The sequence below is a fragment of the Rhodococcus sp. Leaf278 genome, from assembly GCF_001426085.1.
Lineage (GTDB): Bacteria > Actinomycetota > Actinomycetes > Mycobacteriales > Mycobacteriaceae > Rhodococcoides.
In genome coordinates this window covers 244,736-256,938 of record NZ_LMRR01000023.1, presented here as the reverse complement: position 1 = coordinate 256,938, position 12,203 = coordinate 244,736, and the positions used below count along the sequence as shown (strand labels likewise).

Sequence of the window (12,203 nt, the reverse complement as noted above, 5' to 3'; positions counted from 1 at the left end):
GGGGTACCGCAACGGTCAGCGTGCCGCTGCTGTCACGGGCTCCTGCGCATAGCTTCGAGGAAACGTGTTGCGCGCCAGTACAACCACCGTCAGGGCACCAGCAACCAGAATCGTTGCAGCAGCGGTGACGGCAACGATGCCACTGACGTCGACGACGACGCCGCCCACCAGGGCTCCGGTGGCAATCGCCAGTTGGAACGCGACCACGTAGATCGCCGACGCCTTGTCCGCGTCGGCCGGTGCCGCCCGCACCACGGCAGATTGGATGCACACCGGGAGCGTGGTGAATGCCAGTCCCCACACAGCAATGGCCACGACAGCGAACACGGCGAAGCTGCCCGGAGCTCCGCTCAGCGCGCACCACAGAATTGCCACCGCGACGGCAACTGCACCGAGGGCCGCGATGGTGGAGTTACGTGGCCAACGGTCGTACGTTCTGCCGATCACCCAAATGCCGACGACTCCGAACAGGCCGTACAGCATCAACATCAGCGTCAGTGTGGTTCCTGCCGAACCGATCGCCCGATCGACGATCAGAGCGAAATATGTGTACGCGGCGAAATGACCGAGAACGGCAAGAAACGTCACGCCACACAGAATCGCCAGGGTGCCGTCGAGCACCCGCGGTGTCTTTTTGCTGTCGGAGACACCACGGCTGACGGGTAGGGACGGAAGTACGAAATACAGCGCGACCGCGATGGCAGCCGCGACGACGCCGAGAACTGTTGCAGCGGTCCGCCATCCGAGCCATTGCCCCAGTGCAGCGGTGAGTGGGTTGCCGGCAACCAATGCCAACGAGGTTCCCGCATACACCGTGGCGATGGCCTTGCCCTGCTTGCCGGGTAGCGCCAGTGACGCTGCGACGGGCGCAACGACGGCCCAGAAGATGCCGTGTGTTGCCGCACAGAGCATTCGCGAGATCACCAACATCGGATAGCCGACGGACACCGCGGACAGCAACTGTGAGAGTGCAAGTGCAGCAACGGTGATCACCACGACTCGGCGACGCGGCCAGTCGCGAACGAACCTGATCAACGGCATGGTCATCACGGCGACGCCGTACGCGTAGAAGGTCAGCAGGAGCCCGACGGCCGATTCGCTGACACCGAGGTCACCGGATATCTCCGGGAGCAAGCCGACGGGCAGCGTTTCCGCCGTCACGTAGATGAAGGCGGCCGCTGCAAGCACCAGCAGCTTCGGTACGGGGGACGACATGGTGTGTATCGTTACACATCGTTCGGTCTCGCGCTACAGTGACCCGGTGAACACTCGGGTGACCATGGCCGACGTCGCCGCGGCCGCAGGCGTCTCCACCATGAGCGTTTCCTACACCTACAACCGACCGGATCGCGTGTCGAATGCAACCAAGGACCGCGTCCACGCGGCAGCGGCGCATCTCGGCTACACCGGGCCCAACCGCGCGGCCCGCTCGCTGCGGAGCGGCAAGCACAACAGCATCGGAGTCGTACTCGGAGAAAAGCTGACCTACGCGTTCGAGGATCCGCAGGCCCGACGGTTCCTGTCGGGAATCGCCGACGCGTGCCTGGACGCGGACACCGCACTCGTGATGCTGCCGAACCTGCATCGCGACAACGACAATGCCCGAATCCGTGACGCCCAGGTAGACGGATACGTGGTGTGGACCACCGAGAACGACGATCCCCTGCTCGACGTACTCGTCGACACCGGCCGTCCCACCTGCATTCAAGGTGGGCCCGACCATCCGGGCCTGGAGTGGATTGCCATCGACGACCGTGCCGCTGCCGACGCTGTGGCCACTGTTGCGCTGAAAAACCGATCACAACCGGCAATCGTGGCCCTGCGACCTGATTCGCAACGCGCGTCGACGGTCGTGCGCGGCGCGGACCCGTCGGACGTCTCGATGCCGGTGACGCGCGCTCGATTGAACGGTTATCGCGACGCGTGCCTGCGCCTGGGCATCGACTGGTCGACGGTGCCGACCCTGTTCACGACCCACAACGCGCGCGCCGAGGGTGGTCGCGCTGCCAGAATCCTGCTGCAGGACAACGTGATCGACACCTTGCTCGTAATGAGCGACGAACTCGCCCTCGGAGTTCTCGACTCCGCGGCGGCGACCGGTGTCGAGATTCCAGCACGGCTGGCCGTCACTGGTTGGGACGATTCCACTGCTGCAGCGGCCGCGGGATTGACTACGGTGGCGCAGTCCTTGTTCGACCAGGGACGCTCGGCGGCCCGGTGGGTACTCGGGCTGAACGACTCCGTGGACGCAGCTGCGTGGAGGGTCGAAGAACGAGGGTCGACGGGACCCGAAACGGGTCACAAACCGTGTTCGACGTGATCTAATAGGTCGTAAAAAGGGGATGTCCCCGGTTTATAGCGTTAAAGCAAACTCTGGGCTAGTATCCGTTGTGGCTATCCGGCCATGAGGGGGAACAGTGAGCCGAGAGCACGACGCGCCGCCCCGTCATGTCGCCGCCACCCGACACGACGCGCTGACCGGCCTTGCCAGCCGTGACGAGATTCTGGCCCTCATCACTGCAGAATTCGACTGCCACAGCTCGGAGAGTGACTTCAGCGTCCTGCTGGTCGACATCGACGCCTTCCGCGAATTCAACGACGCGCTCGGGCCGGCCCAAGGCGACGAACTACTGTGCATGATCGCCGACCGACTCACCGCTTCTCTGCGCGCCGGCGACACCATCGGCAGACTCGCCGGCGACGAATTCGTCGTCATCGCGCGCCGGTGCCACTCCATCGCCGCCCGAGCGATGGCAGCAGGATTCGCGAGCATCTTCGAGCCCGCCTTCGAGCTCGGCAGTCGGCAACTGACTCTCACGGCCAGCGTCGGAGTCGCCTCCAGCACCGATAAAAACATCAGCGCAACGCAATTGCTTCACAACGCCACCGCAGCAATGCACGCCGCGAAAGCTGTTGGGCGAAACCAGTACCACGTATTCACCGACGAATTGCACAACACCAACCGCACCCGGCTGGAACTGATCGAACGGCTCCGCGGGGTCGCCATGGCCGAACGTGAACTCACGATGGCCTATCAGCCCATCGTCGAACTGGCGACGGGAACCGTGGTCGGCGCGGAAGCGCTCATCCGATGGAACCACCCCGAACTCGGTCTGCTGATGCCCGACACCTTCATACCCCTCGCCGAAGAGGCCGACCTCATCGTTCCACTGAGTATGTGGATCATCGCCGAGGTCGCGCGCACGATCGCCGACTGGCAGGCCCGCAACATCCACCTCCAGATCGGGGTCAACGTCAGCCCGGCGCACTTCGCCACCGGAACCCTCGCCACGGACGTCATCGACATCGTCGACACCTACCGCATCGAACCCGGACGACTTGCACTCGAACTGGCCGAATCGCAGACACTGCACGACCTCGACGCCGTGGATTATCAACTGCGTGACGTCCAACGGCACGGCGTTCTCATCGCCATCGACGACTTCGGCACTGGCTTCTCCTCCCTCGAGCGACTCGCCACCCTCCCCGTCGACATCCTCAAGATCGACAAGTCCCTCACCCAGCACCTCGACAGCAATAACCTGCACCGACGCCGCGCCATGACCACACTGTGCACAGCCCTCGTCGACGTCACTTCCACCCTCGGCAAAGACACCGTCATCGAGGGAATCGAGACGGCAGAACAACTCCAGATCTGCACCGACATGGGCGTAACCTTCGGCCAAGGACACCTACTCGGGCGCCCCATGTCCAGTGCAGCACTCGAACAATTCATCGCCCGACACAGCAGCCACAGCGAATCCGCATAACCCGAGGAACCGAACGTGAAGATCGACAACGAAGTTCAACGCTTCACCGACGCGCCCCGCGCTCAGCTCTCCACCATCAACCCCGACGGCACACCACACCTGGTACCGATCGTTTTCGCCGTCGCGGACGCCGGCGACCGCATAGTCACCGCCATCGACTGGAAGCCCAAGACAACACAAAAGCTTCAGCGACTCGACAACATCCGCGCCGACTCCGCCGTCAGCCTGATTGTCGACCACTACACCGACGACTGGTCCCAGCTCTGGTGGATCCGCGCCGACGGAAACGCCCACATCGCAGAGTCCTCCAGCCCCGACGGCACAGCGGCCATAGATGCCCTGGTTGCGAAATACAGTCAATACAAGAACAACAGACCCGAGGGTCCGGTGATCATCGTCGAAAAACTGTCGTGGCGATCCTGGTCCGCTTCCTGACACGCGATCGGCCCGTCCACTCAATGTGACATCAGGTGGCCTTTTCGACCGTCGATGGCACATCGAGTGGACATGACAGCGGGCGAACGTACTACGAAAATCGTTCGCCTAGATGCCGCACGCTCGTCAGACTGAGAACCATGACCGTCGCACCGCCCGATTGGATCCGGACCGAACACCTGGTGATTCGCCGTGAGTCGGAGCACGATGCCGTTGCCGACGCGATCGCGCGCAATCACACTCGGCTACTTCCGTGGATGGGGTGGGTGACGGATCAATCCGCCCAGGTCACCAAGCAGATAGCTCGTATCGCAGATGCACGTGAGCAATGGGACGCCGGCGAGATGTTCGACTACGGGATCTTCGACCTCGTCGACGGGTCCTTCATGGGCAAAATCGGTATGCATCGCAGAATCGGCCCGCACGGAATCGAATTGGGGTACTGGCTCGACGCCGACGCCGAAGGACGTGGAGTGATGACAGAGGCGACCGCGGCGCTCGTTCGGGAGGCACTGAAACTCGACGGCATCACACGTGTCGAAATCCACTGCGATGCAGCAAATTCGAGGAGTCAGGCCGTGCCCGAAGGACTCGGCTTCGTCCTGGACCGCATCGAGCATCGATTGATCGCGGCGGCGGCAGAAACCGGCCGACACATGGTGTGGGTGTATCAACCGGATCGTCGGTAGGTCCGGTCCGTTATAGGGCGCGCACTGACGTCGGGGCGCTCCCGTGCTTTGGCCTGTTCGTAACGCGACCGCAGGTCCGACAGCACCCGCTCGGGATCGTCGCGTATGTCGCTCGGAAGGTGCGTCACCACAATGAGACCGGCGTTCTGCGCTCGCTCGCGCCTCTCCACGGTCGCTCTGTGAGCCACCGGCGACAGGTGAAATTCGAGCGAGTCGATCTCCCAATCCATTGCAACATCGTCGAGCCAATTGTCAGTGATCAGAAGAAAATTTCCTTGTGCATCGTAGACCGCAACGTTGTGTTGCATCGCCGGAAGTCCGCTGCGCACATACAGTTTCTGGGCTTGGGCTTCGGCCACAGAATGAGCTCCCGCAGCCAATTCGCGCAACACGCGACGTGGCATCGCTGTCCCTCGCGTGCTGCCGGCGTCGAGTTCCTTCATAATTGCGTCCACCGTGGCCGCTCCACGCTGAACGACACTTGCGATCAAAGCCATGCACTGTTCGGTATTCCGCATCCGCCGTACCGCATCACACAGGCACCGAACAATCGGCGCGACGCGCAGTCCCGACTTGATCTCCGGGGCCGGCATCCGCCACGTGCGCTCCACCGCAGCGAAGCCTACGGACTTTCGATGCTGCGACTCGGGAATGAGTGCAAACGTTTCCTCGAACGACCCGGCCGACCCCAATCCATGCAACGCCAAACCTGCCCGACCGCTGATCACGGCATCGCGGCCACAGTAGATCGACACCGCAGTCGCTCGTTCCATGGCCGTCAAGGACCGGTTCTTCAAGAACACCAGGCCAGGCAGCGCTCGCGACCAGATGCCGTCAGGAAGCGTGCGTCGAACAATTGTCTTCGACGCCACCCCGAGCTCGAGCAGATGCGCCGTCCGCACCAAGCCACGATCCGACGCAGCCGCGATCACTTTCGCATCGATTTTTGCGCCGCCCCGCTTCATACCGTTGATGATGCGCTGCCCGCACGAGACGGATCGAACACAACGACGACAAACGGTCTGGGCTGTGGATAACTCACGCCCTGTGGACAGACGCTGGGCGATCCGATGCGGCACCGGTCGACGATGATCCGGCAATCGGCGCCCATTCGGGAGTCAGGGGGGCCACTCGATGTGACATTGACCGTCGAAAAGGCCACTGTCGGTCACATCGAGTGGGCGAGCGGGGTGGGAAATGGTCGCCTGACTCGAGGCCGACGGGGATACCGTCTACCTTGCATAGGTGCATTCTGACTTCGGGAGTGAGATATGACGGCGACAGCAGTTCCCTCGGAGCGGTCCGGTTCTTCTTCTCCCCGGTCGTTTTCGCCACCCGAGCGCGGACGTTTGCGCGAGGTTCCGCATATCGCGGGCCTAGTGCTCGGGGTGTTCGCAGCGGCACTGTTTCTGTGGAGTCTGTCGCCGACTCTTCGCTACTTCGTTCACGCCCCTCGCGAATACGTCGACAGGTACTACTTCGATGCGCCGGATACCAGCTTGTCGTGGGCGCTCGTTGTCGGGCTGCTGGCGGCGGCATTGGCGAGTCGCAAGCGAATTGCGTGGTGGTTGCTGACCATCTATCTGGTGTTGTTGGCGATCACCAATGTCGTCGAAGGTATCCAGGACAAGGACGTCAATTCGTGGATCGCGCTGGCGGTTCATGTTGTGGTGGCAGGGTTGCTGATCGCGGCGCGCAAGGAGTTCTACACCCGTGTTCGTCGAGGTGCGGTGTGGAAGGCGCTCGGCGTACTCGTGCTCGGGGCGGCCGTCGGGACCGTCATCGGCTGGGCGTTGGTGGCGTTGTTCCCCGGTTCGCTGCCCGAGAGTCAGACATTTCTGTGGGCGTTCAACCGCGTCACGGCGTTGGCGACCGTGGACAACGAGCAGTTCGACGGTCGGCCGAACGGCTTCGTCAACACGGCGTTGGGACTGTTCGGCGCGCTGGCGCTGTTGGGTGCGGTGGTCACGCTGTTCCGATCGCAGCGGTCCGGCAATGCGCTCACGGGTCGCGACGAATCGGCGCTGCGTGGCCTGCTCGACAAATGGGGTGCCGACGATTCCCTTGGCTACTTCGCGACGCGACGCGACAAGGGCGTCATCTTCGCCACCAGTGGCAAAGCGGCGGTGACGTATCGCGTCGAGGTGGGGGTGTGTCTGGCGAGCGGTGACCCGATCGGTAACCCGGAGGCCTGGCCGCATGCCATCTCGGAATGGCTGGACCTGGCCGAGAAGTACGGCTGGACCCCAGCTGTCATGGGGGCCAGCGAGATCGGAGCTACCGCCTACAAGCGCGCCGGGCTCAGCGTCCTCGAACTCGGCGACGAGGCAATCCTCAAAACCAAAGATTTCAACCTCAATGGACGCGAGATGCGCCCCGTGCGTCAGGCCGTCAACCGGGCTCGCAAAGCTGGTGTTGTGGTCACGGTGCGTCGTCATCGCGATATTTCGGCGCAGGAGATGGCGGAGATCATTTCCTGCGCGGATGCGTGGCGCGATACCGAGACCGAGCGCGGATTTTCGATGGCGCTGGGCAGGTTGGGTGATCCGCTCGACGGCGATTGTCTTCTGGTACAGGCGGTTCAGGGCGGGAAGGTGGTGGGTGTTCTCTCCCTGGTGCCGTGGGGACGAACCGGCGCGTCGTTGGATCTGATGCGCCGCGATCCAGCGTCACCGAACGGAGTCATCGAACTGATGGTGACCGAACTGGCCACCGGCGCAGATCATTTCGGTGTGAGCAAGATTTCGCTGAACTTCGCGGTGTTCCGGGCTGCATTCGAGGAGGGCAGCCGAATCGGTGCCGGACCGGTGCTGCGGATCTGGCGCAGCATGTTGGTCTTCTTCTCTCGGTGGTGGCAGCTCGAAGCGCTGTATCGATCGAACGTGAAGTATCTGCCGCAGTGGGAGCCGCGTTACCTCTGCTTCGCCGACAATCGAGTGCTGCCCAAGGTCGGCATCGCGTCGGCCATCGCCGAAGGCTTCCTCACGCTCCCGACCTTCCGGCGCGCATCGAAGCACACCGGGTCCCATGCTGCGGTGCCTGCCGCGCTGGCCGACGCCGAGGACATCCACCCCGACGGCAGCGGACCGGACACGCTCACAGACGAACCCGTGCCCGGTCGCAAACGTCCCGACCAGGTGCGCGTCCGTATGGCCAAACTCGAACGCCTCGAACGCGATGGCATGGAGGGCTATCCCGTCGCCTATCCCCCGACTCACACGGTCGGCGAAGCGGCGGCATCTCCCCAGGGCACGACGGTCCGGATCGCTGGCCGAATACTGCGCATCCGCGACTACGGCAGCGTGTCCTTCGCTGTCATCCGTGACTGGTCGTCCGATATCCAGGTGCTGTTCGACCGCGAACGCGTCGGCGACAGAATCGAAGAATTCGATGCCGACTTCGACCTGGGCGACCTCATCGAGGTCAGCGGAACTATCGGATACAGCAGGCGTGGCGAATTGTCGCTGCTGGCCACCGAGTGGCGGATGAACGCCAAATGCCTGCATCCCTTGCCCGACAAGTATCGCGGTCTGACCGACCCGGAAGCGCGGGTGCGGCAGCGCTATGTGGATCTGGCGATCAATCGCGACGCCCGCTCACTCCTCATTGCCCGGTCCAATGTCGTGAAATCCCTGCGTGATTCGTTGGGAGAGCGCGGATACATGGAGGTCGAGACCCCGATTCTGCAGCAGGTGCACGGTGGTGCGAACGCGGCACCGTTCGTCACCCATATCAACGCCTACAACTTGGATCTGTATCTGCGAATCGCCCCGGAGTTGTATCTCAAGCGCCTGTGCGTGGGCGGTATGGAGAAGGTCTTCGAGATCGGCCGAGTGTTCCGCAACGAGGGCGCAGATTTCAAGCACAATCCCGAGTTCACGATTCTCGAAGCGTACGAGGCCCACAGCGACTACGAACGCGCAATGGTGTTGTGCCGAGAGCTGATTCAGCGCGCAGCCGTGGCAGCACACGGTCGCGAGATCATCCTGCGTCCCGACGGACCGAACGGGGAGATGATCGAGATCGACATCTCCGGCGAATGGCCCGTCAAAACACTGCACGGTGCCGTCGCCGAGAAATTGGGTGTGCCCGTCGAGCCGGCGACTCCACTGGAGGAGCTGCAGCGGTTGTGCGACGAGAACGACATCCCGTACGAGAAGTCCTGGGACGCGGGTGCCATCGCGCAGGGAATGTACGAGCACCTGGTGGAGGACTACACCGAATTCCCCACCTTCTACAAGGACTTCCCGACGTCGATGTCGCCGCTGACCAGACCACATCGGAGCATCCCGGGCGTGGCGGAGAAGTGGGATCTCGTCGCGTGGGGCGTGGAACTGGGTACGGCGTACAGCGAACTGACCGACCCCGTCGATCAACGGCAGCGCCTCACCGAGCAGTCGTTGTTGGCGGCCGGTGGCGACGAGGAGGCGATGAGCCTGGACGAGGACTTCCTGCAGGCGCTCGAACACGGCATGCCGCCGACCGGCGGTCTCGGCATGGGCGTCGACCGGGTCGTCATGCTGATCACCGGAGGAAGCATCCGCGAAACGCTGGCTTTCCCGCTGGCCAAGCCACGTCAATGACCCCCTCCACGGCCGTCCCTACGAGGCCGAGTGTGCAAAACCGGGAAAATGATGGAAACTGGAGCGTGAAACAGTCGACAGGTCGGTAGCGCATCGTGGGGAACAACATATGGACAACGGGGATCGAGCCGAACGTAGTGCGTTGTTTCCCGTGAAACATCCTCCCGGTCAGTACGTCGAAGTGGACGGGCAACGTCTGCATCTGCTCATTCGCGGAACCGGCCCCACCGTTGTGCTGTGCGGTGGCCTCGGGAGCAACTGGTTCGATTGGAACGACACCGTCGACATATTGAGCACCCACCACCACGTCGTCGTTCTCGACCGTCCCGGCTTCGGGCTCAGTGATCCGCTTCCCGCCGGTGTCACCCCCACCGTGCGAGGCGAAGCCGACCGCATCATCGGAGTTCTCGACGCACTCGGCGTCACCGAACCGGCGGTGGTTGCAGGCCACTCGATCGCAGGTTTCTACGCCGAGGCCGTTGCGCGGCTGTACCCGTCGCGCATCCGCGGGATTCTGTTGCTCGATTCCAGCGCAGAATCGGACCCCCGACGCATCGTTCCGGCTGCCGTGCGCGTCGAGACTGCACGCGTGGTCGCAGCCGTGCTCAGTCGAACCGGCCTGCAGAAACTGGTCGGCCCCCGTGTGCGCCGGGTCCTCAATCAAGCGACGCCGCCGGACGGCACACCTCAGGAAACATTCGACTGGGTGGACGACATCTACCGTCGGCCCACCTACCTCACAGCTGCACTCGTCGAAGATGTCGTGTATCCCGACCTGGCCGTCGAACTGAACAAACTCCGAAAGCGCTCGACGCTCGTCGCTCCGGTCATCGTCGCTGCAGCCCACACCGGACGACCCTCCCCGTGGGGCAAGAAATGGGTCAGGACTCAACGCAAGCTCGCCGAGTACCTGCGTGCCGACTTCACCGTCGTCATGCCGGCACATCACCACGCCATGATCGACAAGCCCGCCGAGGTCGCAGCCCTCATCACCGAACTGGTGTGAACCGCTCGAGGCGACGCACGTAACGTGTGTCACCGAGCCCGCAGCCCAAGACCCGAGCCGAAGCTCGGCGATGGCGCGGTAGCACGAGAGGAAATTGAACATGGGTGCGATCAACACGACGCAAGGTCGACAGTCGAAGATGCTCGGTTTGGGCGTTCACCGCCCCGAACGAGTAGTCACGAACGACGAGATCTGCGAGTTCATCGACTCCAGTGACGAGTGGATCCAGACGCGTTCGGGAATCAAGAATCGGCGCTTCGCCGAACCCGAGGAGAACGTCGTTCAGATGTCCATCTCGGCAGGTCGTAAAGCCCTCGAGGCCAGCGGAATCACGGCCGACCAGGTCGACACCGTCATCGTCGCCACTTCCACGCACCTCGAACTGACACCCCAAGCAGCCGCGAAAGTCGCGCACGGTTTGGGCACCAAGGGCCCCGCAGCTTTCGACATCTGCGCCGGCTGCGCGGGCTTCTGCTACTCCCTGGCCGTCGCATCCGACCTGGTCAAGGCCGGAACTTCGAAGTACGTGCTGGTCATCGGTGCCGAGCAGCTCAGCGTCACCACCGACCCCTACGACCGAACCACGCGATTCATCTTCGCCGACGGTGCCGGTGCTGTCGTCGTCGGAGAGAGCGACGAAACCGAAATCGGACCCGCTGTCTGGGGCTCCGACGGCTCGCAGTCCGACGCTATCGTGCAGACCACGGACTGGTACGACTACATCACCAAGGCCGACCTGGAACGACCCTGGATCCGGATGAACGGCATCTCCGTCTTCCGCTGGGCCGCCTTCGAGATGGGCAAAGCGGCGCAGAAAGTCCTCGACGTCGCCGGCATCGAAACGGACGAACTGCACGCCTTCATCCCCCACCAGGCCAACAGCCGCATCACCGAACTACTGGCGAAGAGCCTCAACCTGGACGAAGGCACCACCGTCGCCAACGACATCGCGGAAACCGGCAACACCTCTGCGGCATCGATCCCATTGGCGATGGAAGAACTGCTGCGCACCGGCAAGGCAAAAGCAGGAGACACTGCACTCCTCCTCGCCTTCGGAGCGGGACTCTCGTACGCCGGGCAGGTAGTCAAACTCCCCAACCTGTAGTCGACTCGGTTCATCACCGCACTCCGATCCCAGTGCACTCCGATTCCCAGTGCACTCAATGTGACATTCAGTGGCCTTTTCGGCGGTCAATGGCACATCGAGTGGACTGCGGGGTCGGTGTGGGCGGAATCAGGACCGGAGCGGCGGTCGAGTCGTAAGGTTGTCGTATGCCGAAGCCCCCGTTGCCCGATGCTGCAGTGGAAATGTTGACGAAGCCGAATCCCGCTGTCATGGCTGTGGTTCGTGCCGATGGAACGCCGATCACCGCACCCACGTGGTATTTGTGGGAGGACGGGAAGGTCGTGCTCAATTTCGACGCGTCTCGTAAGCGTCTCGAGCACATCAGAGCCAATCCGAAGGTCTCGATTTCGGTGTTGGACGAGGCCAGCTGGTACACACATGTGACTGTGCACGGCTCGATCGAGTTGCAGGACGACCCGGATCTGGTGGATATCGATCGCATTTCGACGCACTACACCGGAAATCCGTATCCGGTTCGGGATCAGCCACGGGTGACCGGATACGTGACCGTCGACGCGTATGTCGGCTGGGGCAAACTCGAGACGTAGTCACTGTGTGCGCGCTTGCGACGACGGTGTCGAAGTGTCAAACTCC

Annotated in this window: 10 protein-coding genes; 8 read left to right on the top strand and 2 right to left on the bottom strand. The window is 62.9% G+C overall.

What is annotated here, in order from left to right:
* Window positions 1–15 precede the first annotated feature (15 nt).
* Entirely contained in the window at window positions 16–1,215 is a 1,200-nt protein-coding gene (locus ASG84_RS18275; protein ID WP_057478412.1) for an MFS transporter, read from the bottom strand.
* 46 nt (window positions 1,216–1,261) lie between these two features.
* Here ASG84_RS18275 and ASG84_RS18270 point away from each other — a divergent pair, with 46 nt between their 5' ends.
* From ASG84_RS18270 to ASG84_RS18255, 4 genes are all read left to right on the top strand, one after another.
* Window positions 1,262–2,320 carry a LacI family DNA-binding transcriptional regulator gene (locus ASG84_RS18270; protein WP_235581726.1) on the top strand — a complete coding sequence of 353 codons (1,059 nt, stop codon included), beginning with the start codon at window positions 1,262–1,264 and terminating at the stop codon, window positions 2,318–2,320.
* 97 nt (window positions 2,321–2,417) lie between these two features.
* Window positions 2,418–3,770 carry a putative bifunctional diguanylate cyclase/phosphodiesterase gene (locus ASG84_RS18265; RefSeq protein WP_057478410.1) on the top strand — a complete coding sequence of 451 codons (1,353 nt, stop codon included), beginning with the start codon at window positions 2,418–2,420 and terminating at the stop codon, window positions 3,768–3,770.
* A gap of 15 nt (window positions 3,771–3,785) precedes the next feature.
* Window positions 3,786–4,205 (top strand): TIGR03668 family PPOX class F420-dependent oxidoreductase, encoded by a 420-nt coding sequence (locus ASG84_RS18260; protein ID WP_057478409.1) that lies wholly within the window; start codon window positions 3,786–3,788, stop codon window positions 4,203–4,205.
* Window positions 4,206–4,345: 140 nt separating this feature from the next.
* Entirely contained in the window at window positions 4,346–4,894 is a 549-nt protein-coding gene (locus ASG84_RS18255; RefSeq protein WP_057478408.1) for a GNAT family N-acetyltransferase, read from the top strand.
* Here the strand turns inward: ASG84_RS18255 and ASG84_RS18250 are convergent.
* Complete coding sequence (locus tag ASG84_RS18250) at window positions 4,876–5,859, bottom strand: hypothetical protein (protein ID WP_057478407.1); 984 nt, start codon at window positions 5,857–5,859, stop codon at window positions 4,876–4,878. The genes ASG84_RS18255 and ASG84_RS18250 overlap by 19 nt on opposite strands.
* A gap of 306 nt (window positions 5,860–6,165) precedes the next feature.
* Here ASG84_RS18250 and lysX point away from each other — a divergent pair, with 306 nt between their 5' ends.
* The 4 genes from lysX (at window position 6,166) to ASG84_RS18230 (ending at window position 12,157) form a co-directional block, all read left to right on the top strand.
* Window positions 6,166–9,477 carry a bifunctional lysylphosphatidylglycerol synthetase/lysine--tRNA ligase LysX gene (gene lysX, locus ASG84_RS18245; RefSeq protein ID WP_057478406.1) on the top strand — a complete coding sequence of 1,104 codons (3,312 nt, stop codon included), beginning with the start codon at window positions 6,166–6,168 and terminating at the stop codon, window positions 9,475–9,477.
* A gap of 109 nt (window positions 9,478–9,586) precedes the next feature.
* Window positions 9,587–10,483 carry an alpha/beta fold hydrolase gene (locus tag ASG84_RS18240; protein WP_200936619.1) on the top strand — a complete coding sequence of 299 codons (897 nt, stop codon included), beginning with the start codon at window positions 9,587–9,589 and terminating at the stop codon, window positions 10,481–10,483.
* Window positions 10,484–10,583: 100 nt separating this feature from the next.
* Complete coding sequence (locus ASG84_RS18235; RefSeq protein WP_057478405.1) at window positions 10,584–11,588, top strand: beta-ketoacyl-ACP synthase III; 1,005 nt, start codon at window positions 10,584–10,586, stop codon at window positions 11,586–11,588.
* 167 nt (window positions 11,589–11,755) lie between these two features.
* Entirely contained in the window at window positions 11,756–12,157 is a 402-nt protein-coding gene (locus ASG84_RS18230) for a PPOX class F420-dependent oxidoreductase (RefSeq protein WP_057478404.1), read from the top strand.
* The last annotated feature ends 46 nt before the right edge of the window (window positions 12,158–12,203 follow it).